The following is a 22,645-nucleotide window of genomic DNA, read 5'->3' on the forward strand; positions in this document are numbered from 1 at the left end:
CACATGACTGCAGCGGGTAGCGAGCAAGATGAATTGTTAGTGTACCAGTGAAATTGAAGGCAGATTATTATGGCAAAAAAAAGTATAGGTCAGCTCAAGTTGCAGGTTCCTGCAGGGGCTGCTACTCCATCTCCACCGATTGGTCCAGCTCTTGGTCAACGTGGTATTAATATCATGGAATTTTGTAAGGCGTTTAATGCAGCGACACAAGAAATGGAAAAGGGGGCACCGATTCCAGTTGTTATTACGTATTACCAAGATAAGTCTTTCACATTTTCTCTCAAGACACCTCCTGTATCGTTCTTTTTAAAGAAAGAAGCACAACTGAAATCTGGTTCAAAAGAGCCCGGTAAAGTGTCCGTAGGAAGTATCTCTCGCGATAAAATTCGCTCGATTGCGGAATCAAAGATGAAAGATCTTAATGCAAATGACATTGAGGCAGCAATGCGTATGGTTGAAGGTTCTGCGCGCTCGATGGGCTTGGAAGTGGTGGGCTAATGTTATGGCAAAAGTAGCAAAGAGAATAAAAAATATCCGCAAAGATGTTGATTTTAATCAACTTTACGCTTTGAATGATGCTGTTTCAATGGTTAAGGAGCGTGCTGTAGCTAAGTTTGATGAAACAATTGAGATTTCAATGAACTTGGGTGTTGATCCTCGTCATGCTGATCAAATGGTTCGAGGTGTTGCGCATTTGCCTAACGGAACGGGACGAAATGTTCGTGTTGCCGTTTTTGCTCGTGGAGATAAGGCTGAGGAAGCTAAGGCAGCGGGGGCCGATATCGTGGGTGCTGAAGATTTGTTTGAAAGCATTAATGGGGGGAAGATTAACTTTGATCGTTGTATTGCAACACCAGATATGATGCCTCTTGTTGGTCGTCTTGGTAAGATTCTTGGTCCACGGAGTTTGATGCCAAATCCAAAAGTTGGTACTGTAACAGTTGATGTTGCCGGTGCTGTCAAAGCTTCTAAAGGTGGTGCTGTCGAATTTCGTGTTGAAAAAGCTGGTATTGTGCATGCTGGTATTGGGAAAGCTTCTTTTGGCGTTGAAAAAATCGTAGGAAATATTAAAGCCTTTGCAAGTGCTGTTATTAAAGCAAAGCCGCAAGGTGCAAAAGGTGAGTATGTTAAGCGCGTTGCTGTTTCTTCGACTATGGGGGTTGGTGTTAAAGTTGATCCAGCAACGGTTCGTTCAGAGTCAGTATAAACTGATTTATAATTTTTTTGAGGTAAGTGACGATTAAAATTATATTTTAAATGTCGGTTTTAACCGACATTTAGCCATCTAAGCTTTATAGGGCTTAGGTTATACCGGGAGAAATTCCGGAATATCCTGTCCGAGATTGTAGGTGATGCTTTAAGTATCTTAATCAAAAAAACCTGCATGAGACTGGGGTAAAAACTGAGAGTTAAAAGACTTAAAGGGTTTGAGCCAGGGTTGCCTTTGAACGCTGTGCGTGAAAAAGGGGACAGGATCCTCATCGGTAACATGAAATGTTTTATGTTATCAAAGGTAACCAACAGGTTTGTTTTAAGCAAATCTGTTAAATGGAGAGAGACAGTGAATAGAGCGGAAAAACGCGAATTTGTTACATGGCTTAACGAGGCTTTTCAAAAGTCTGGTTCTGTTGTTGTTGCACATTATTCCGGTCTGACAGTTTCACAGATGAACGATCTGCGTTCGAAAATGGGTGAAGCTGGCGGTGCCGTTAAAGTCGCCAAAAACCGTCTTGCTAAAATCGCTCTTCAGGGCACGGAATCTGAATCGATAGCGGGTTTGTTTACAGGACAAACACTTATTGCTTATTCAGAAGATCCAATCACAGCACCAAAAGTTGCTGTTGATTTTGCAAAAAGCAATGACAAATTTGTCATCCTTGGCGGTTCAATGGGTGCAACAAGTTTAACTGTAGACGCTGTGAAGTCATTGGCTTCATTGCCTTCATTAAACGAGTTGCGGGCAAAACTTGTGGGTATGATTTCTACTCCTGCGACCCGTATTGCACAGGTTGTTAATGCACCAGCAGGTCAGGTTGCACGTGTCATTGGAGCATATGCTCAGGAGGATAAGGCGGCTTAAGGCTGTTTGTATTCACGTTGATGGAAGAGCTTTAATGCTTTTCTGTTTTTTTGAATAAGTTTTAATAATGGTTCAAATCTTTTAATTAAAGGAATTTAAAAATGGCTGATCTAGCGAAGATCGTAGAAGACCTTTCTAATCTAACCCTTTTGGAAGCTGCTGAGCTTTCTAAGTTACTTGAAGAAAAGTGGGGCGTTTCGGCTGCTGCTCCTGTTGCTGTCGCTGCTGTTGCTGGTGCTGCTGCTCCAGCTGCTGAAGAAAAAACAGAATTTGATGTTATTCTTGTTGAAGGTGGCGCGCAAAAAATTAATGTTATTAAAGAAGTTCGTGCTCTTACGGGACTTGGTCTTAAAGAAGCAAAAGATCTGGTTGAAGGAGCACCTAAGCCTATTAAAGAAGGCGCTTCTAAAGAAGAAGCAGAGAAAATTAAATCTCAACTTGAAGCTGCTGGTGCTAAAGTTGAACTTAAATAAATTTAATTTTATCGGCGGCCATATATGTTCGCCGATTTTCTTTCTCTAAAAAGAGGAAAAATAATGAGTAAAAAAACTTTTACCAATGGTTTAATTGCAGGAATGGGTATAGGTTTGGGTTACTCATCCCTCATCATGGAGCCAAGCCAAAGAAAGGCTTGTGTTGGTGGGGAAAGTTCATGATGCTCATTATTGGGTGTCAAGTAAACTGGTCTGCATTTGCAGGTTAATGATATAAGGCTTTCAAGGTTGGTCTACCTTGAAGAGTAAGGATCAAGGAGCGACGATGGCTCAGACTCACGCAATGATGTCTCAATTCAATGGTCGTAAGCGGGTACGCAAATTTTTTGGTAAGATTCCTGAAGTAGCAGAGATGCCGAATCTTATTGAGGTTCAAAAAGCGTCATATGATCAGTTTCTCATGGTTGAGGAACCGAAAGGTGGACGACCAGATGAAGGTTTGCAAGCTGTTTTTAAATCGGTATTTCCTATTTCCGATTTTTCCGGTACGGCTATGCTTGAGTTTGTTGGTTATGAATTTGATTTACCGAAATTTGATGTTGAAGAATGTCGTCAACGTGATTTAACTTATGCAGCCCCATTAAAGGTGATATTGCGTTTGATTGTTTTTGATGTTGATGAGGATACTGGCTCCAAAGATATCAAAGACATTAAAGAACAAGGCGTTTATATGGGTGATATGCCTTTAATGACGACGAATGGTACCTTTATCGTTAATGGTACGGAGCGTGTTATTGTTTCTCAGATGCACCGTTCTCCTGGTGTCTTTTTTGATCATGATAAGGGCAAGTCTCATTCATCGGGAAAGCTTCTTTTTGCAGCTCGTGTTATTCCCTATCGTGGCTCTTGGCTGGATATTGAGTTTGATGCTAAGGACATCATTTATGCGCGTATTGATCGGCGGCGCAAGATTCCTGTTACCAGTCTTTTAATGGCATTAGGTATGGATGCGTCGGATATTTTGTCGACGTTTTATGATAAAGTGGCTTATGAGCGTGATGGAGAAGGGTGGCGTGTTCCTTATTCTGTTGATCGCTTTAAAGGAATGAAGCTCATTTCTGACCTTATAGATGCAGATAGTGGTGAAGTTGTTGCAGAGGCTGGTAAAAAGCTAACAGTTCGTACTGCAAAGTCTTTGGCAGAAAAAGGCCTCAAGGCGGTTAAAGTTAGTGAATATGATTTATTAGGGTGTTATCTTGCCGAAGATATCGTCAATTACGAGACAGGTGAGATTTACCTTGAAGCTGGTGATGAAATTGACGAAAAAGTATTAAAAGTTTTGCTTGATGTTAGTGCTGATCAAATCAATATCCTTGATATTGATCACATGAATATTGGAGCTTATATTCGCAATACTTTAAAGGTGGATAAAAATGAAAGTCGACAGGATGCATTGTTTGATATTTACCGAGTAATGCGTCCAGGTGAGCCCCCAACAATCGATACAGCAGAAGCAATGTTTCATTCATTGTTTTTTGATCCAGAGCGTTATGATCTTTCAGCTGTTGGACGTGTTAAGATGAATTTGCGTATGGATCTTGATTGTCCAGATACAGTTCGCGTTTTACGTCAAGAGGATATTCTTGCTGTTGTTAAGATGTTGGTTGAATTGCGTGATGGCCGTGGTGAAATTGATGATATTGATAATCTAGGCAATCGTCGTGTTCGTTCCGTTGGGGAGTTGATGGAAAATCAATATCGCATTGGTTTGCTGCGTATGGAGCGTGCGATAAAAGAGCGTATGTCATCGGTTGAAATTGATACAGTTATGCCGCAGGATTTGATCAATGCAAAGCCTGCTGCAGCAGCAGTTCGCGAGTTCTTTGGGTCTTCACAATTATCACAGTTTATGGATCAAACCAATCCATTGTCAGAAATCACCCATAAGCGCCGTCTTTCTGCTCTTGGTCCAGGTGGCTTGACACGTGAGCGTGCGGGTTTTGAAGTTCGTGACGTCCATCCTACGCATTATGGTCGTATTTGTCCGATTGAAACACCAGAAGGCCCCAATATTGGCCTCATTAACTCCTTAGCAACATTTGCTCGGGTTAACAAATATGGCTTTATTGAAAGCCCATATCGTAAAATTATTGATGGTAAAGTCACCAAAGAAGTTATTTATCTTTCAGCGATGGAAGAAGCAAAGCATTATGTTGCTCAAGCAAATTCTTCATTAGATAGTGAAGGCTGTTTTATAGAAGAGTTTGTTGTTTGCCGTCATGCTGGTGAAGTTTTAATGGCGCCGCGCGATCATGTTGATTTGATGGATGTTTCACCAAAACAGTTGGTTTCAGTTGCAGCCGCGCTTATTCCTTTTTTGGAAAATGATGATGCGAATCGTGCACTGATGGGATCGAACATGCAGCGTCAGGCAGTTCCTCTTGTACGCGCTGAGGCGCCATTTGTTGGTACGGGAATGGAAGCCGTTGTTGCACGAGATTCAGGAGCTGCTGTGAGCGCAAAACGGAGTGGTATTGTTGATCAAGTTGATGCTACCCGTATTGTTATCCGTGCAACAGAAGATTTAGATCCTTCAAAATCAGGCGTTGATATTTATCGCTTACAAAAATTTCAGCGTTCTAATCAATCCACTTGTATTAATCAGCGTCCTCTTGTGCATGTTGGTGATCGGGTAGAGAAGGGTGATATCATTGCAGATGGTCCATCCACAGATCTTGGTGATTTGGCTCTTGGGCGGAATGTTCTTGTCGCGTTTATGCCGTGGAATGGATACAACTACGAAGATTCCATTTTGTTATCTGAGCGCATTGTTGCGGATGATGTGTTTACTTCAATTCATATTGAGGAATTTGAAGTTGCAGCACGGGATACAAAACTTGGTCCTGAGGAAATTACCCGTGACATTCCTAATGTTGCGGAAGAAGCATTAAGGAATCTTGACGAAGCTGGCATTATTTATATTGGTGCTGAAGTTCAACCGGGTGATATTTTGGTTGGAAAGATTACACCAAAGGGTGAGAGTCCCATGACACCGGAAGAGAAGCTTCTGCGAGCAATTTTTGGTGAAAAGGCATCTGATGTTCGTGATACTTCTATGCGTATGCCGCCTGGGACGTTTGGTACTGTTGTTGAGGTTCGCGTTTTTAATCGCCATGGTGTGGAGAAAGATGAGCGCGCTATGGCAATTGAGCGTGAAGAAATTGAGCGTTTAGCGAAAGATCGTGATGATGAGCAGTCGATTCTTGATCGCAATGTTTATGCGCGTCTTACCGATATGTTGACAGGGAAAGTCGCTGTAGAAGGTCCGAAAGGCTTTTCGGAGAGCAAAAAGCTTGATAGTACGGTGATGGGGCGTTATCCGCGTTCGCAGTGGTGGCAATTTGCTGTTGAGGATGAAAAGCTTCAAAATGAAATTGAAGCTCTGCGCAAGCAATATGATGAATCAAAAGAAGCATTACAACGTCGCTTTATGGATAAAGTTGAAAAGGTCCAAAGAGGTGATGAAATGCCTCCTGGTGTCATGAAAATGGTAAAGGTTTTTGTGGCTGTGAAGCGCAAAATTCAACCAGGTGATAAGATGGCGGGACGTCACGGGAATAAGGGTGTTGTCTCACGTATTCTTCCCGTAGAAGATATGCCATTTCTTGAAGATGGAACGCATGCTGATATCGTCTTAAATCCGCTTGGTGTGCCTAGTCGTATGAATGTTGGGCAAATTCTTGAGACGCACCTTGGTTGGGCATGTGCGGGGATGGGCAAAAAGATTGGTGATTTGTTGGAATTATATCAAGAGACTGGTGATATACTTCCTTTACGTCAGCGTATTGAAAATCTTATGCCGGATGATTATCATAATGAACCTGTGCGTCAGTATGATAACGAAAGCCTTTATAAATTGGCACTTCAGATGAAGAAAGGTGTTTCAATTGCAACGCCTGTTTTTGATGGAGCACATGAGTCTGATATCAACATGATGCTGGAAGATGCAGGCTTAGATAGTTCAGGGCAGGTTACGCTTTATGATGGTCGCACAGGAGAGCCTTTTGATCGTCCAGTAACGGTGGGGTATATTTACATGTTGAAATTGCATCACCTTGTTGATGATAAGATTCATGCACGTTCTATTGGTCCCTATTCACTTGTTACGCAACAACCATTGGGAGGTAAGGCACAGTTTGGTGGACAGCGTTTTGGTGAAATGGAGGTGTGGGCCCTTGAAGCTTATGGTGCTGCATACACTTTGCAGGAGATGTTGACCGTCAAATCGGATGATGTTGCTGGGCGGACGAAAGTCTATGAAGCGATTGTGCGTGGTGATGATACATTTGAAGCCGGTATACCTGAGAGCTTTAATGTGTTGGTGAAAGAAATGCGTTCACTCGCTCTTAATGTAGAGCTTGATGATGCACGTGAACTTATTGCACAGCGTGTTTTATCTGAGAGGGTAGAACAATAATTCAAGGAGCGCACTGGAAAAAGGTTGCGCTCTGATTACTTTAAAAGGCTCAATAACCTTATTCGGGTTGTGTAGATCATTTTTAAAAGTAAATGTATTTTAAAGAAGATCTGTTATAAAATAAAAAGAGATATTACAACAGGTTCTAAGAATCTTTGAAGGAGAACAGCATGAACCACGAGGTCATGAATCTTTTCAATCCTCAAGCGCCAGCGCAGACATTTGACTCTATTCGTATTTCCATTGCGAGTCCTGAGAAAATTTTGTCCTGGTCGTATGGTGAGATTAAGAAGCCTGAGACTATTAATTATCGGACTTTTAAACCAGAGCGGGATGGTCTTTTTTGTGCACGTATATTTGGCCCGATTAAGGACTATGAATGTCTATGCGGCAAATATAAGCGTATGAAATATAAGGGCATTATTTGTGAAAAATGTGGAGTGGAGGTTACTCTTTCGCGCGTACGTCGTGAGCGTATGGGGCACATTGAGCTTGCAGCACCTGTTGCACATATATGGTTTCTTAAATCGTTACCAGGCCGTATTTCTACACTTTTAGATTTGACTTTAAAAGATATTGAGCGTGTTCTTTATTTTGAGAATTATATTGTAACCGAACCAGGGTTGACATCTCTTAAGCTCCACCAGCTTCTTTCTGAAGAAGAATATATGCTTGCTATTGATGAGTTTGGAGAAGATCAGTTTACAGCTATGATTGGCGCTGAGGCTATTTACGAGCTTTTAGCGAGTATGGAGTTAGATAAAATTGCCAATGATTTGCGTCTCGAATTAGCTGAAACAACTTCAGAGTTAAAGCAGAAAAAATTAATTAAACGACTTAAGATCGTAGAAAATTTTCTTGAGTCTGGGAATAAACCAGAGTGGATGATTATGAAAACAATTCCGGTTATTCCACCGGATTTACGTCCATTGGTTCCGCTTGATGGTGGACGTTTCGCGACATCAGATCTGAATGATCTTTATCGACGTGTTATCAATCGTAATAACCGCTTGAAACGGCTGATTGAATTGCGTGCTCCTGGAATTATCGTGCGTAATGAAAAGCGTATGGTGCAAGAAGCTGTTGACGCATTGTTTGATAACGGACGGCGTGGGCGTGTGATTACGGGGGCCAATAAACGTCCGTTAAAATCTCTTTCAGATATGTTAAAGGGTAAACAAGGTCGTTTCCGTCAAAACTTACTTGGAAAGCGTGTTGATTACTCGGGTCGTTCTGTTATCGTGACAGGTCCTGAATTAAAATTACATCAATGTGGTCTTCCCAAAAAAATGGCCCTTGAATTATTTAAGCCCTTTATTTATGCGCGGCTTGATGCGAAAGGATATTCCTCAACTGTAAAACAAGCAAAAAAGCTTGTTGAAAAAGAGCATCCAGAAGTTTGGGATATTTTGGATGAGGTTATTCGTGAACATCCTGTTTTACTCAATCGTGCGCCAACATTGCACCGTTTGGGGATTCAGGCTTTTGAACCTATCTTAATTGAAGGAAAGGCTATCCAACTTCATCCATTGGTATGTACCGCTTTTAATGCGGATTTTGATGGAGATCAGATGGCTGTTCACGTTCCACTTTCTCTTGAAGCACAGCTTGAAGCTCGTGTTTTGATGATGTCGACTAATAATATTCTTCATCCAGCTAATGGTGCCCCCATTATTGTTCCATCACAGGATATGGTTCTTGGACTTTATTATCTCTCGATTGTTTCTGAAAAAGAACCAGGTGAGGGAATGGCTTTTTCTGATATAGGTGAGCTTCATTATGCCTTGGAAAATAAGGTCGTAACGCTTCATACGAAGATTAAAGGCCGTGTTAAGAATATCGGCAAGGATGGAAAAGAAGTCGCTAAACTTTATGATACGACACCTGGTCGTTTGATTATCGGTGAGCTTTTGCCCAAAAATCCGAATATCTCATTTGATATTGTCAATCAAGAAATGACAAAAAAGAATATTTCTAAAATGATTGATTATGTTTATCGCCACTGTGGACAAAAAGAGACGGTTATTTTTTGTGACCGTATTATGCAGCTTGGTTTTTCTTATGCTTGTCGTGCAGGAATTTCATTTGGTAAGGATGATATGGTTATTCCTGATAGCAAGTCGCGTTTGGTTGCAGAAACAGAAGCTTTGGCTAAGGAATACGAACAGCAATATAATGATGGTTTGATTACACAAGGTGAAAAATACAATAAGGTTGTAGATGCTTGGGGTAAATGTACAGACCGTGTTGCAGATGAAATGATGAAACGAATTCAAGCTGTCGATTTTGATCCTAAAACAGGTCGTCAACGGCCTATGAATTCGATCTATATGATGTCGCATTCTGGTGCCCGTGGTTCTGCTAACCAGATGAGACAATTGGCTGGTATGCGTGGATTAATGGCAAAACCATCGGGTGAAATTATTGAAACACCTATTATTTCAAATTTTAAGGAAGGTCTGACTGTTAACGAATACTTCAACTCCACACATGGTGCGCGTAAAGGACTTGCTGATACTGCGTTAAAAACGGCGAACTCTGGTTATCTAACACGGCGTCTTGTTGATGTTGCACAGGATGCTATTATTTCAGCCGTTGATTGTGGTACGGCAAAAGGGCTTACCATGCAGCCAATTGTTGATGCCGGACAAATTGTTGCTTCTCTTGGGCAAAGAATTCTTGGTCGTACAGCCCTTGTTGATATTTTACATCCTATCTCTGGAGAGGTCATTCTTGAAGGTGGAGCGATGATTGAGGAGGCCGATGTCGCGAAGATTGAAGAAGCAGGAATTCAATCTGTTCAAATTCGTTCTGCTTTAACATGTGAAACACGTCTTGGGGTTTGTGCAAAATGCTATGGTCGTGATTTGGCGCGTGGAACACCGGTTAATCAGGGAGAAGCTGTTGGTGTTATTGCTGCTCAGTCAATTGGTGAGCCGGGAACGCAGCTTACTATGCGTACTTTCCACCTAGGAGGAACTGCACAGGTTGTTGATTCATCGTATTTAGAAGCATCTTATGAAGGTACGGTGGAGATTCGTAATCGTAATGTGGCGCGTAACTCTGAAGGACATTTAGTTGTTATGGGGCGTAATATGGCTATCCTTATCAAGGATGAGTTAGGAAAAGAGCGCGTTGTGCATCGTATTAGCTATGGAGCACATATTTTTGTTGATGATGGTGATGTGGTTAAACGTGGTCAACGTATAGCAGAATGGGATCCTTATACACGTCCAATTTTAACGGAAGTTGAAGGCTATGTGGGTTTTGAAGATATGGTTGATGGTTTATCGGTCACTGAAACAGCTGATGAATCGACGGGGATTACGAAGCGTTTGGTGATTGATTGGCGTGCTAATCCACGTGGTGCGGAGCTCAAACCAGCCATTATTATTCATGCAGATAAAGAAGGTAAATCCATCGCTAAATTATATAAGGGAGGTGAAGCCCGTTATATGATGTCAGTGGAAACTATTCTTTCTGTTGAGCTTGGTGCGCATGTTAAAGCTGGTGATGTTATTGCTCGTTTGCCAATGGAAAGTGCCAAGACGAAAGATATTACGGGTGGTCTACCACGTGTGGCAGAGCTTTTTGAAGCGCGTCGTCCAAAGGATCATGCGATTATTGCTGAAGTCAGTGGTACAATTCGATTTGGCCGTGGTTATAAGAACAAACGCCGTATTATTATTGAACCAAATGATGAAACTCTTGAGGCAGTAGAATATTTGATTCCAAAAGGTAAGTTGTTTCACTTCCAAGAAGGCGATCAAATTGAAAAGGGTGATTATATCCTTGATGGTAATCCAGCTCCTCATGATATTTTAGCAATCAAGGGTGTTGAAGCTTTGGCATCTTACCTTGTTAATGAGATTCAAGAGGTTTATCGTTTGCAGGGGGTTCTTATCAATGACAAGCACATTGAAGTGATTGTTCGTCAAATGTTGCAAAAGGTTGAAATTACTGACTCTGGAGATTCTGGTTATATTCCAGGTGATAATGTTGATCGTATTGAACTTGATGAAATCAATGATAATTTGATTGCAGAAGGGAAAAAACCTGCATCTGGTAATCCCATTCTTCTTGGAATTACAAAAGCTTCTCTTCAAACGCCTTCTTTCATTTCGGCGGCATCGTTTCAGGAAACAACGCGTGTTCTTACCGAAGCAGCGGTTTCTGGTAAAATTGATACTTTGCAAGGTCTTAAAGAGAACGTTATTGTCGGTCGTCTTATTCCTGCCGGTACAGGGGGCACGATTTCTCAAATCCGTCGTATTGCAGCAGTTCGTGATGATTTGATTGTAGATGAGCAACGTAAGTCTAATAATAACGAAGTGGCCAAGGCTATGTTGACAAATATGACAACTGAAGCTGTTGCTGAATAATTTAAAGATAGCGTCACATAATATAAAAACGTCTGAATAAAAAGTTCAGGCGTTTTTTTATCTCAAAATACGGAAATTGCATATTTTCCTGAAAATGTTAAAAATTATAAGGTAATAGTTATTTCACTCATCTTGAATAGTTTGTTGTTTTATGATGGTGCTTATCTTTTTTATTGCTTTATTTTAAAGTTTTCTTATTTCTGAAGGCTGTATAGAATTTTTTTTCAAGATACGTGAAGTCTAAAAGCCATATTCCAAGGAAAAGAGAGTATTCTCTACAAGTAAAGTAACGGCTGATTTCGAATTTTAAGAAAATTTTTGATTGATATCTTCTATAAAGATTTAAAAGGTCTTATAATGAAAGATCAGTAGTTTTTTCTGTAATCTAAAAAAATAATTGGTTTTTTGCTGTATAATATTTGTATGATAAGGCTGTATGTCTTTACATTTTAGAGTGCGGGAAAGTAGAGAATAGAGTGCTTGCCTCAAGTTTTATAAAAATTAGACATATTTCTTATAACAATGTGGTCTATGAAGACAGAATGATAAAATGTACGAATATTATTCCATTGGAGAATTGACGCGTGAGTTTTCAATAACAGCTCGGACTTTGCGTTATTATGAAGAAGAGGGGCTTCTTATTCCTTTCAGACGTGGAAGTACACGGCTTTATACACAAACGGATCGTCATAAGTTAAAACAAATACTGCGTGCTAAAAGAGTTAAATTTTCGTTGTCTGAAATATCTGATATGTTGGCTATGGTTGGAAAACCACCTGATGATGAGAAAAAGCTTAAGAAATTAATTGCAGGAATTCATAAAAAACGAGCTGATTTAAAGAAGATGCAGCATGATATTGATGATCTTCTACAGGATTTAGAACGAATTGAGGAGGCTTTTTTTGAGAGCTTAGCAGAGTTGGGGGTTAATCGTTGATTATGAAATTTATTTTATCTACTTTTAGGCAATTTTCTTGTCATTAAAAGGGATAGGTTGTACTATCCTAATGGGTGGGTGTTTTTTAGCACTGCGTGAAATGTGTAAGTCATTTGAAGAAATAGAGCGTGCGAAAAAAGCAACAAAGGTATTTTCGCAGTATATTGTCCTTAATAAGTAAAAAATATTTTTCATAAAGAGAGTAAAGACAATGGCAGTTTCTTCCATGAGTGTTTTTCAATCTATTTTGTCGCGAAAGTCAATTCGCGCTTTTACTGACCAGCCAGTGAGTCTGGAAACAATCAAAGAAATCTTAAAACTTTCAGCACGTGCACCATCTGGAACAAATATTCAGCCATGGCAAGTGATTGTGCTTACGGGAGGTGTATTACAGAAAGTAGGGCAAGAGCTTTCACAACTTGTGCTTTCAGGTGTAAAAGGAGAGCGTGAATATCATTATTATCCACGTCAGTGGCGTGAGCCTTACCTTTCAAGACGTCGAAAAGTTGGTTTAGATCTTTATCAGAGTCTTGGAATTCAAAAAGGTGATGAAGAAAAAATGCTTCATCAAAAGGCGCGAAATTTTTTATTTTTCGGTGCACCTGTAGGGCTTTTGTTTACAATGGATCACGACATGGAAATGGGGAGCTGGCTTGATTTGGGTATGTTTATGCAGACTATTATGTTAGCAGCACGTGGATTTGGATTAGATACTTGCCCCCAAGCAGCTTTTGCTGATTATCATAAACAGATTCGTACACTTTTATCTATCCCTTCTGATCGCCATATTATCTGTGGTATGGCGCTTGGTTATCGCGATATGAATGCTCCAGAGAACAATTTTGAGACAGAACGAGAACCGTTAGAAAACTTTGTACGTTTCATTGAAGCATATCCATAAAATATTTTGTATAATTAATCATACGTTTTGAAGAACTTGGTGCATTATGAGGAATATTTTCGGTAAGAATCTCACATTTTTATTGAATTCTAGTATTGCACATTAACACTTATTTTACTACGTTCAGAAAATTGAGAGAGGATGACTCTAGAGGTATTGTCCATTTTGAAGGTTGACTATGGAAAGCACTATAGAAAGAAAGTGTTGGGTGGTAGCAAGACGAGCAACATTCGTGTTTATTGTTGTCATTTTTTTGGTTTATCTCGCAATTTGATTTTAAACGAGACAAACGTTATAAAAAGCGTGTGCTCAAACCATACTACAGTTTTGAGGTGATACGTGTTTTTATCTGTTTTTGAACTTTTTAAAATTGGAATTGGTCCTTCTAGCTCGCACACGATGGGGCCGATGACAGCTGCTAATATGTTTTTGCAAAAAATACGAGATTTTTCCCAGTCTTCTAATATTCAAGTTTCTCGTATACGTGTTTATCTTTACGGTTCTTTAGCTTTCACGGGTATTGGTCATGCGACAGATAGGGCTATTATATTAGGACTTTTAGGAGAAAAAGCTTCTACTGTTGATCCTGATAATATGGAATTTCTGTTAGAAAAAGTTATCCGTGAGAAAAAAGTGCAACCAGAAGACCAGCCCGCTTATCAGTTTGATTTGCAAAGTGATCTTATTTTTGAACGAAAGGAAATCTTACCTGGACATACGAATGGACTCGCATTTGAAGGACTTGATACAGGTGGGAATGTTCTATTGCGGCAGATTTATTATTCTATCGGTGGTGGCTTTGTTGTGACTGAGGATGAATTAAGCCATATGAATGGTGGTGGTATGCAACCAGAAGCATTTGAGGTGCCATATCCTTTTGATTCTGCGCGTACAATGTTATCAATGTCGGAGAAATCCGGACTTTCGATTGCTGAAATGAAACGCTTAAATGAAGAAACCAAGATAGAGCGTTCTTCTCTGGATGCAGGGCTTGATGAAATTTTTTCAGCGATGACAAATTGCATTGATAGAGGTCTATCACAAGAAGGCGAGTTGCCTGGTGGATTGCGTGTTCTAAGGCGTGCTAAAAAGCTTCATGAAACGCTTTTGGAAAATCAAAAGAAAAATTGCAATTATCCACTTTGGGCAAATGATTGGCTGTCAGTCTATGCTATGGCAGTCAATGAGGAAAATGCAGCAGGTGGTCGTGTTGTTACAGCACCAACAAATGGGGCAGCTGGTGTTGTCCCCGCAGTCTTGCGTTACTATCTTCAGTTTAATGATGATTCAGATCAAAAGGGAATACATGATTTTCTATTGACGGCTGCAGCTATTGGCGGTGTTATCAAACATAATGCCTCTATTTCTGGTGCAGAAGTTGGGTGTCAAGGTGAAGTTGGAGCGGCATCTTCAATGGCTGCGGCAGGGTTGACCGCAGCGTTAGGTGGAACATCGGCTCAGATTGAAAATGCAGCGGAAATTGCGCTTGAGCATCATTTGGGAATGACGTGTGATCCGGTTGCAGGTCTTGTACAAGTTCCTTGTATTGAGCGTAATGCAATGGGGGCTGTTAAGGCAGTAACGGCTTCTTCTCTTGCATTACATGGTAATGGAGAACATTTTGTTTCTCTTGATGCTTGTATAGAAACAATGCGTCAGACAGGTCATGATATGAGTGAACGCTATAAAGAAACAAGTAAAGGTGGCCTCGCAGTCAATGCAATCTCTTGTTAAGAGCTGGAGTATTTTTCTCAATCTATAACTGGGCTCTTTGGGGAAGGATCATATTCTTCTTCCTAAGAAAGCTTACGTTTTTTGTGACTTATAAATCAGAATTTAAATTTAATTCAGCAGCATGCTTGAGATAAATTTGAAATAGGTTCATGCTTTCTGGACGAGTAATAGCTCTTGCCTGCAAGATTGGGAAGAGAGTATTGCTTATATCTGTTTGATTTGTCTCAGAAATGGAAAAACAGTCTCATTGGGAAAAAATAAAAAAGCTTAAAGTAAAATGAGTGATCAATCTGTCATTACTTTCTAGCTGGATTTTATTACTTTTAAAAGTTTTCGTTGCAATATCTTTTAAGGAATGGAGGATTATACCTTGGTATCCAAGGAAAATCTGTTTTAAATCTAAATAATTGTGATGAGGTGAGAGAGAGATTTAAAGATTTTAATTTTTTAGAAGTGCAGATCTTTTAGACATCTGATATTGCGAAAAAAATACCTTGAAAAAAACTCTAATTCGCAATAATTAAAAGCTATCTTAGAAAATCTTATTCTCCAACTTTTATTTATAAATCTTGTACCGTCAAAAAAATTAAAATAAATAATAACGTGTACATTAAAAAATATTTGTCAAAATTCTTATGAAGAATAGAATGTATATAATAGAACATTATCGTGTTTCTCATTCATGAGTTTTTTTAAAAAAGCATTTCTCAACGCTCACAAGCCCATTTCGGGACGGTGCCTGTGAAATGATATAATGGTAAATCCATTGAGCACCTTCATCTTTACGCTTAATAAGAGAACAAGCCAGCACCATCACATATTTTGCCAGCCCCAATGTTTGTAAGATATAGGACTTGGCACTTGAAAGGTTCATAAGAGGCATTTTGAGTCCTTTTTAGTCGTGTATATACGAATCATTCTCGTGATGAGCAAGCAAATGATTTTGACTGATTCAATATAAGGAGAAAAATAAGAGAATCTTAGAAAATTTCTCGTTTAATATGTAATATATTGATATATCAAGATAATGTAACGTTATTTATATTGAATTAAAACCTTGAATACCGTAAGATTCTCTCCTTTCAAATCTGTTTATGCTGAATTAGTCAAAAACATTCGCTTGCGCATCACAAGTGGAGAGAGCCGTATGAAGTGAAATTGTATAAGAAAGGACCTCAAAATGCCTCTTATGAACCGTTTCAAGTGTCAAGGGCTGTTCCCGCGCAGCAACATTGAGGCCCAAATATGTGATAGTGTCAGCTTACTCCTTTATAAGCGTAGAGATGGTGGCGCTCAATGGATTTACCGTTATATCATCTCATGGGCGCCGGCGCGAAATGGGCTTGGGAGCGTTGAGAGATGTCTCTCTAAAACAAAACTCATGAATGAGCAACAATGGCACTCTGTTTTACGTGAAGGTTGTGACAGCATTAAAGAACGCGATAAATAAAAGCATAAGACAATGCGTAATCTCCATTATTTAAAGGATATTGCTTTAGATACTTTTGAAAGCGGTAAAGCTGCATTAAAAGGAGATGGCAAGGACTAGGATTGGTTGTCACTTTAAAACTTCATATTCTTCCAAAATTAGGTTTTCTGCTTGTTTCAGAGATTATACAAACAGAGATACGCAATACCCTTACTCCCATCTGGCATACAAAAGCTGCAACAGTAGAGAAAACACTAAATCGTCTTAATATTTGTTTCAAACATGCGACTACATTGGGTTTTACAAGCGATAGAAAAGCACGACGGGCTCTCTTAGGAAAATAACTCCATAAAACACAAAATTTACCAGCAATAGATTGAAGAGAAGAGCCTGCTTTTTATAAAAAAATTTTATGAAACAACACCCATAACATATTTGTCTTTGCATTTGTTTATTCTTACAGGTGTTTGTACGCATCCATTGCGTTATTGTGGCAGTCAGATTGGGGATGATTTATTGGATAATCCCTGCTGAAGGCATGAATAAAAAGAATTTCTTTTACCTTTATCATTAGAAGCAATGAGAATAATTGAAAAAGCCTTTTGCATCTCTAAAAGTGATTTTAGTTTTTCATCTACCCGTCATTGTCCTATTTTACTTGCTGCTGGTATATGCAAAAAAATGATCATTATATAAATTAAAATCTTATGGAGATCGTATTATGATATTTAATCTGATAATTTCTTTTACGTTTTTTTATGGATAGTATTTGTATTTTTAAATTTGCTTTGTTTGTTGAAAAAAAGAAAAAGTAAAAGGACTTAAATTATTTTTTACAGTATTTGTGTTGTAGGGAGAAGCGTTATTAAAAGGGATTTTCTTTATTGCACTTTTACAATAACCTCTAAAGTGATAAGCTTTCATCCCATGTAGGGTTCATTTTTTCCCGAACGATATCCAGGACACTTTTTTAATATTAAATCAAAAATTGGAAAAACATTTAGTATTTTTATGTCTTTAAAAATGGTTTTATTGAAAGCTTGAAGATATTGGATAGTAGAAAAGATATCAGCACAATTCCTGTAATTTAAGAAAGAAATATGTTTATCAAAGGATCTTTTAAGATTGTAGATAATGGTGCAATAATAAAATAATTGTTTAGAGAAGTCTGTAGAATTAAATATTTGTTGCTCCTAGACGGATTTTAATAGGTACATTACCAGTTTGACTCGCAACACGTAAATGAATGCGTACAGGAGGCATCATGAGACGACGATTGCGCATTGTTTGGCAAATGAGAAGATTAACAAGAGATTGTGTATCTAATGCAGTTGAATTATACTTTAAACCAACAAGTTTTGCTGCAGCATCGTGAAGAGAACGCAATGAAAGGAGGGATGATTGCTTCAATAAAATTTCTTTTTTAGGGAATGAAGCAAAAGCATTATCTGTCATAATACTATCCTTAATGCAAATTCAAAAACTTTTAGTAGGCTACAGTATAGCAGTTAAAATTTGCTTTCTTTAATGTAGAACACGCGTCAAATGCAGCTTTTTTTGATTGAAATCCTGTAAATCGGGCTCGATAATAACGCTGCCCATTTTTTTCAAACAGTTGCATATGTGAAGAGGTGTTCTTTAAAGTAGAAAAAGCTGTATTTTTTGCTTTTAAAAGCAGAGTATTTGCTTGTTCTTTACTAGGAAGAGAACCAATTTGGATAGCCCATCCGGCATTTGTGGACAAAGAAGCGTTCACAATTTTATGAGTCTCAACCGGTATAATTTTTTGAGGGTTAGGTATTGGTACAATGACCCTATTTACAGCCGTTATTGCGATATTAGAGTTTTTAGGTTGTTCTGCAAATGCTGTCAACATAGTCGAAATTTCATCGTTAAAATCATTTGAATCAGCTTTAATGGTTGGTATAGGCGTATTTGCGCCAGTGGGTAAGTGATAGTGTACAGAGGCCATTAAAGGTTCCCCACTTTTCATTTGGCTTGCTTTGGGCAAATATTGATTCAATAAGCTAGCCATGTGCTCGTCACGTGCAGTAGATGATTTACCTCCCATAACAACAGCAACAACAGAGCGTCCCTCAAGACGCATCGAAGTTGCTAAATTAGAACCTGACATTTGTGTGTATCCTGTTTTAATTCCATCAACACCTTTCATTATTTGGACGAGTTTATTGTGGCTGTTAATCGTATGTCCACGGAAACTAAAACTTTTTGTTTTGAACAATTTATATTGTTTTGGAAAATGTTTACGTAAGGCTAATGACAAAGTGGCTATGTCTCGTGCTGTAGAATAATTGTGCACATCCGGAAGTCCTGAAGCATTGGCGAAATGTGTATGTTTCATGCCAAGTTTACGAGCTTTTGCTGTCATCATTCGAGCGAATTTTTTTTCACTCCCACCAAGATATTCTGCAATGGCTGCAGAAACATCATTTGCAGATCTTGTAATAAGTGCTTTAGCAGCTGCTTCTGCAGAAATTGTTTGGCCTGCTTTAAATCCAATTTTTGTTGGTGGGCGCATTGCTGCATAATGTGAAACAGGAATTGGAGTATTGGATGTCACACGCCCTATCTGCATAGCTTCAAACAGTAAGTATAATGTCATCATTTTTGTTAGGGAAGCAGGATAACGTTTCAGTGTTGCATTGGCTTGAAAAAGAGTTTTCCCCGTCGTGGCATCTATCACAATAGCAGCATACTTATCAGGATAGGCTCCTTGAGGTGTTGCTGATGCCCAACAGTAAGAAAAAGCTAACATAACAAAAGAAATTGCTATTTTTTTATAGCAGCGCATAATTTTTTGATCGTTAATATACACTTGTCGTATCCTATTTCTCCATTTACCCTGAAAAACTTCTATATAGCTTCCTTTTCTGTAACGTGTTGATGCAGTTTAGACGAATGGTATTACTAATTTATTTACAGAAGTTATTTTATGAGTGACTTACATCTAATCATAGGGGGAAAGTCTTTTCTGATGCTAAAGAGGTATTGCAATAGTTTTGAAAGAACTTAAAATTAATAAAAAATTTGCTATATGGAAAACGTTAATGGGACAAACACTCATAATAAACTCTATACCTCATATTATGCATAATGAAAAAGGCAAGAATTGGGATGAAGGTAGGCATAGTGCGGTTATAATACCTAAGGCTAGAGCAAAATTCCAAAAACCTAAATTATATCGCGTTCTTTTACTTAATGATGATTATACACCTATGGATTTTGTTGTTTTCGTTTTGAAGAACTTTTTTAAAAAAAGTTTCGAAGAGGCAACGCGAATTATGTTAAATGTTCATCACAATGGGATAGGAGAATGTGGAGCTTATACTTATGAAGTTGCTGAAATGAAAATAGTACAAGTGAGGGAGTGTGCGCGTCAAAATGAGCATCCGTTACAATGTGTAATGGAATGGAAGTGAGGAATTATGCCATCTTTTACACCTAGTCTTGAAGAGGTTTTGCATCGTGCATTAACAATTGCCACTCAAGCACGGCATGAATATGCAACATTAGAGCACCTTCTCCTTGCGCTGTTAGATGATGCCGATGCAAATTCCGTTATTCAGGCATGCCAGGTAGATGTGGAGGAATTGCGCGAGCGTTTAACCAATTATCTTCGCTCAGAATTAGATGAACAGATTAGAGCTGATGAGGATACAAAGCCTACAGCTTTTTTCCAGCGTGTTATCCAACGTGCGGTAATACATGCTCAATCTGCTGGAAAAGATGAAGTATCAGGGGCAAATGTTCTTGTTGCTATTTTTTCTGAACGTGAAAGCCATGCAGCCTATTTTCTTCAAGAGATGGGAATGACACGCTATGATGCTGTACGTTTTATTTCACATGGTATTACGCGTGATGATGGATTATCCATGTTACTTGAAGGACTTGAAGAGCAATTAGATCAGCAGATTTCAGACAATGGTGAAAGGGTAACATGTGCTTTAACGAGTTATTGTATTGATCTCAATTGTAAAGCGCGGGATGGAAAAATTGATTTATTAATTGGCCGTGAAAGAGAAATTTCACGCATGATTCAGATTTTATGTCGAAGATCAAAAAATAATCCGCTTTTGGTTGGTGATCCTGGAGTAGGAAAAACCGCGATCATTGAGGGATTGGCAAAGCGTATTGTTGATGGGCAAGTGCCTGAAGTTTTATCAAATGCAACGATATTTTCTCTTGATATGGGGGGACTTGTTGCTGGTACACGTTATCGCGGTGATTTTGAAGAACGATTAAAGCAAGTTATTAAAGAGTTTGAGCTGTATCCAGATGCTATTTTATTTATTGATGAAATTCATACCTTAATTGGTGCAGGGGCAACATTAGGGGGAAATATGGATGCAGCAAATCTTTTAAAACCTGCATTATCTTCTGGAGCTATGCGATGTATTGGGTCGACGACTTACAGAGAATATCGAAAATTCTTTGAACAAGATCGTGCTTTAGAGCGCCGTTTTCAGAAGATTGATATTAATGAACCTTCTGTCCCTGATGCGATTAAAATTTTGCAGGGGATGAAGCCTTACTTTGAAGATTTTCATCAGATAAAATATACAGATCAGGCGATGAAGGCATCCGTAGAATTATCTTCACGCTATATGGTTGATCGTAGATTACCTGACAAAGCAATTGATATTATTGATGAAAGTGGTGCAGCGCAAAAGCTTTTGCCAAAAAAACAACGCAAAAAAGCTATAGGTGTTAAAGAAATTGAAGCGACTGTTGCTACAATTGCAAGGATTCCACCCAAAACAGTTTCACGGAATGATCAGAAGATATTGAGTAAGCTTGAGAGAGAACTCAAGCATGTTGTTTATGGGCAAGATCAGGCAATCTCCGTTTTAGTTTCATCCATAAAATTGGCGCGTGCAGGTTTGCGCGAACCAGATAAACCAATAGGAAGTTATTTATTTTCAGGACCAACAGGTGTTGGAAAAACCGAAGTTGCAAAACAGCTTGCATCATCTTTAGGCATTGAACTATTACGTTTTGATATGTCAGAATATATGGAACGCCATACGGTAGCACGCTTAATCGGTGCACCTCCAGGCTATATAGGGTTTGATCAAGGAGGTCTCCTTACAGATGCAGTTGATCAGAAGCCTCATGCAGTCCTATTGCTCGATGAGATTGAGAAAGCCCATCCAGAGTTATTTAATATTTTATTGCAGGTCATGGATTATGGTCGATTAACAGACCATAACGGCAAGAAAATTGATTTCCGCAATATTATTTTGATTATGACAACCAATGCTGGTGCTTCAGATATGGCAAAATCAGCTATTGGATTTGGAAAAGTCCATCGTGATGGTGAGGATATAGAAGCAATCAATCGGTTATTTACGCCAGAATTTCGTAATCGGTTGGATGCAATCATTCCGTTTGCGCCTTTATCTCACTTAAGCATCAATCAGATCGTGCAAAAATTTATTTTTCAGCTTGAAGCACAATTAGCTGATCGGGGGATCTGTTTTGAATTAAGCCCTTCTGCGACTTTATGGCTTTCCAATAAAGGATACGATTCTCAAATGGGAGCACGCCCATTAGGGCGTGTTATACAAGAATATATTAAAAAGCCATTAGCGGATGAAATTTTATTTGGAAAGTTACGCAATGGCGGCATCATTCGCGTATCAACAGAAAAATCAAATGATGAAAAAGAAAGATTACAGTTAAAAATTTCTTCTTCCGATCTATCTGTTGGCTCAAAGAAAAGTAAAATGAAAAATTTGACAAAAAAACGTGTAGAAAGGAAAAGCACAACATCTTAAGAACATGGAGACAAGGCAGCACGGATTTTTTTTGCATTCTCTTCAAGTATTTCTGTAGGCGTTATTACCTCATTGTGAGGGGTAAGTTCTATTCCTTCCATACGCGGTATAATATGGAAATGGAGATGATAAACGGTTTGTTGACTAGCCGCTTCATTAAATTGCATGATCGTTATGCCATCTGCTTGAAAGGCTTTTTTAACAGCATTAGCAATTTTTTGAACGGCTTTAATAACAGGAAATAATGTTTCAGTATCAGCATCAAGTAAGTTTCTAGAACCTTTTTTGGGAATGACCAGTGTATGACCTGGTGCTTGTGGCATGATATCCATGAATCCAATAACATCATCATCTTCGTAAACACGAACAGAAGGGATTTCATTACGAATTAATTTAGCAAAAATATTGTTATTGTCATAAGCTTGTTTCATACAAGTATTTCCTTTTATTGTAAGTTTAGAATTTTAATTTCA

17 protein-coding genes are annotated in these 22,645 nt (G+C 38.8%); 13 read left to right on the forward strand and 4 right to left on the reverse strand.

What is annotated here, in order from left to right; genetic code table 11:
• Positions 1-69: 69 nt before the first annotated feature.
• The 9 genes from rplK to PVV66_RS01475 all read left to right on the forward strand — a co-directional run bounded on the left by rplK (position 70) and on the right by PVV66_RS01475 (position 14,945).
• Entirely contained in the window at positions 70-498 is a 429-nt protein-coding gene (gene rplK, locus PVV66_RS01435) for a 50S ribosomal protein L11 (protein ID WP_012231471.1), read from the forward strand.
• A gap of 4 nt (positions 499-502) precedes the next feature.
• The gene (gene rplA, locus PVV66_RS01440; protein WP_273718582.1) at positions 503-1,207 is read left to right on the forward strand and encodes a 50S ribosomal protein L1; all 705 of its coding nucleotides are present in this window, start codon (positions 503-505) and stop codon (positions 1,205-1,207) included.
• A 354-nt stretch (positions 1,208-1,561) separates the two neighbouring features.
• Positions 1,562-2,080 carry a 50S ribosomal protein L10 gene (gene rplJ, locus PVV66_RS01445; RefSeq protein ID WP_012231475.1) on the forward strand — a complete coding sequence of 173 codons (519 nt, stop codon included), beginning with the start codon at positions 1,562-1,564 and terminating at the stop codon, positions 2,078-2,080.
• A 101-nt stretch (positions 2,081-2,181) separates the two neighbouring features.
• A complete protein-coding gene (rplL, locus tag PVV66_RS01450) occupies positions 2,182-2,553 on the forward strand; it encodes a 50S ribosomal protein L7/L12 (RefSeq protein ID WP_012231477.1) in 372 nt (123 codons plus the stop codon).
• Between the two features lie 286 nt (positions 2,554-2,839).
• Complete coding sequence (gene rpoB / locus PVV66_RS01455) at positions 2,840-6,991, forward strand: DNA-directed RNA polymerase subunit beta (RefSeq protein ID WP_273718587.1); 4,152 nt, start codon at positions 2,840-2,842, stop codon at positions 6,989-6,991.
• A gap of 170 nt (positions 6,992-7,161) precedes the next feature.
• Positions 7,162-11,373 carry a DNA-directed RNA polymerase subunit beta' gene (rpoC, locus tag PVV66_RS01460; protein ID WP_273718589.1) on the forward strand — a complete coding sequence of 1,404 codons (4,212 nt, stop codon included), beginning with the start codon at positions 7,162-7,164 and terminating at the stop codon, positions 11,371-11,373.
• Positions 11,374-11,923: 550 nt separating this feature from the next.
• Positions 11,924-12,310, forward strand: coding sequence for a MerR family DNA-binding transcriptional regulator (locus PVV66_RS01465; protein WP_273718590.1), 387 nt, complete (start codon positions 11,924-11,926; stop codon positions 12,308-12,310).
• A gap of 211 nt (positions 12,311-12,521) precedes the next feature.
• A complete protein-coding gene (locus tag PVV66_RS01470) occupies positions 12,522-13,211 on the forward strand; it encodes a nitroreductase (RefSeq protein ID WP_273718591.1) in 690 nt (229 codons plus the stop codon).
• A 339-nt stretch (positions 13,212-13,550) separates the two neighbouring features.
• Positions 13,551-14,945: an L-serine ammonia-lyase gene (locus tag PVV66_RS01475; protein ID WP_273718592.1), complete on the forward strand. Its 1,395-nt coding sequence runs from the start codon at positions 13,551-13,553 to the stop codon at positions 14,943-14,945.
• 676 nt (positions 14,946-15,621) lie between these two features.
• On the opposite strand, the gene PVV66_RS01480 is transcribed toward PVV66_RS01475, so the two are convergent.
• Complete coding sequence (locus PVV66_RS01480) at positions 15,622-15,828, reverse strand: DUF4102 domain-containing protein (RefSeq protein ID WP_273718593.1); 207 nt, start codon at positions 15,826-15,828, stop codon at positions 15,622-15,624.
• A 297-nt stretch (positions 15,829-16,125) separates the two neighbouring features.
• Between PVV66_RS01480 and PVV66_RS09710 the strand changes: the two genes are divergently transcribed.
• Together PVV66_RS09710 and PVV66_RS09715 are read left to right on the forward strand one after the other, a co-directional pair.
• Complete coding sequence (locus tag PVV66_RS09710; RefSeq protein WP_404977239.1) at positions 16,126-16,395, forward strand: hypothetical protein; 270 nt, start codon at positions 16,126-16,128, stop codon at positions 16,393-16,395.
• Between the two features lie 101 nt (positions 16,396-16,496).
• The gene (locus PVV66_RS09715) at positions 16,497-16,718 is read left to right on the forward strand and encodes a phage integrase central domain-containing protein (RefSeq protein WP_404977240.1); all 222 of its coding nucleotides are present in this window, start codon (positions 16,497-16,499) and stop codon (positions 16,716-16,718) included.
• An 832-nt stretch (positions 16,719-17,550) separates the two neighbouring features.
• Here PVV66_RS09715 and PVV66_RS01490 read toward each other — a convergent pair.
• Together PVV66_RS01490 and PVV66_RS01495 are read right to left on the reverse strand one after the other, a co-directional pair.
• Positions 17,551-17,829: a hypothetical protein gene (locus tag PVV66_RS01490; RefSeq protein ID WP_273718594.1), complete on the reverse strand. Its 279-nt coding sequence runs from the start codon at positions 17,827-17,829 to the stop codon at positions 17,551-17,553.
• A 31-nt stretch (positions 17,830-17,860) separates the two neighbouring features.
• Positions 17,861-19,210 carry a D-alanyl-D-alanine carboxypeptidase gene (locus PVV66_RS01495; RefSeq protein WP_273718595.1) on the reverse strand — a complete coding sequence of 450 codons (1,350 nt, stop codon included), beginning with the start codon at positions 19,208-19,210 and terminating at the stop codon, positions 17,861-17,863.
• A 232-nt stretch (positions 19,211-19,442) separates the two neighbouring features.
• Between PVV66_RS01495 and clpS the strand changes: the two genes are divergently transcribed.
• Positions 19,443-19,814: an ATP-dependent Clp protease adapter ClpS gene (gene clpS / locus PVV66_RS01500; RefSeq protein ID WP_273718652.1), complete on the forward strand. Its 372-nt coding sequence runs from the start codon at positions 19,443-19,445 to the stop codon at positions 19,812-19,814.
• 6 nt (positions 19,815-19,820) lie between these two features.
• Positions 19,821-22,172, forward strand: a complete 2,352-nt coding sequence (clpA, locus tag PVV66_RS01505; protein WP_273718596.1) for an ATP-dependent Clp protease ATP-binding subunit ClpA — start codon at positions 19,821-19,823, stop codon at positions 22,170-22,172.
• On the opposite strand, the gene PVV66_RS01510 is transcribed toward clpA, so the two are convergent.
• Positions 22,169-22,603, reverse strand: coding sequence for an HIT family protein (locus PVV66_RS01510; RefSeq protein WP_273718597.1), 435 nt, complete (start codon positions 22,601-22,603; stop codon positions 22,169-22,171). The genes clpA and PVV66_RS01510 overlap by 4 nt on opposite strands.
• Positions 22,604-22,645 lie beyond the last annotated feature (42 nt).

This window comes from Bartonella sp. AU16XJBT, from assembly GCF_028618665.1.
In the GTDB taxonomy this organism is placed as follows: Bacteria; Pseudomonadota; Alphaproteobacteria; order Rhizobiales; family Rhizobiaceae; genus Bartonella.

Excerpts from the sequence above, each read along its gene's own strand:
- PVV66_RS09710 (WP_404977239.1), top strand. The coding sequence starts at position 16,126 with ATGCCTCTTATGAACCGTTTCAAGTGTCAAGGGCTGTTCCCGCGCAGC.
- PVV66_RS01470 (WP_273718591.1), top strand. The coding sequence starts at position 12,522 with ATGGCAGTTTCTTCCATGAGTGTTTTTCAATCTATTTTGTCGCGAAAG.
- rplL (WP_012231477.1), top strand. The coding sequence starts at position 2,182 with ATGGCTGATCTAGCGAAGATCGTAGAAGACCTTTCTAATCTAACCCTT.
- PVV66_RS01490 (WP_273718594.1), bottom strand. The coding sequence starts at position 17,829 with ATGACAGATAATGCTTTTGCTTCATTCCCTAAAAAAGAAATTTTATTG.
- PVV66_RS01465 (WP_273718590.1), top strand. The coding sequence starts at position 11,924 with ATGTACGAATATTATTCCATTGGAGAATTGACGCGTGAGTTTTCAATA.
- rplA (WP_273718582.1), top strand. The coding sequence starts at position 503 with ATGGCAAAAGTAGCAAAGAGAATAAAAAATATCCGCAAAGATGTTGAT.
- clpS (WP_273718652.1), top strand. The coding sequence starts at position 19,443 with ATGGGACAAACACTCATAATAAACTCTATACCTCATATTATGCATAAT.
- rpoB (WP_273718587.1), top strand. The coding sequence starts at position 2,840 with ATGGCTCAGACTCACGCAATGATGTCTCAATTCAATGGTCGTAAGCGG.
- clpA (WP_273718596.1), top strand. The coding sequence starts at position 19,821 with ATGCCATCTTTTACACCTAGTCTTGAAGAGGTTTTGCATCGTGCATTA.
- PVV66_RS01510 (WP_273718597.1), bottom strand. The coding sequence starts at position 22,603 with ATGAAACAAGCTTATGACAATAACAATATTTTTGCTAAATTAATTCGT.
- rpoC (WP_273718589.1), top strand. The coding sequence starts at position 7,162 with ATGAACCACGAGGTCATGAATCTTTTCAATCCTCAAGCGCCAGCGCAG.
- PVV66_RS01480 (WP_273718593.1), bottom strand. The coding sequence starts at position 15,828 with ATGCCTCTTATGAACCTTTCAAGTGCCAAGTCCTATATCTTACAAACA.
- rplK (WP_012231471.1), top strand. The coding sequence starts at position 70 with ATGGCAAAAAAAAGTATAGGTCAGCTCAAGTTGCAGGTTCCTGCAGGG.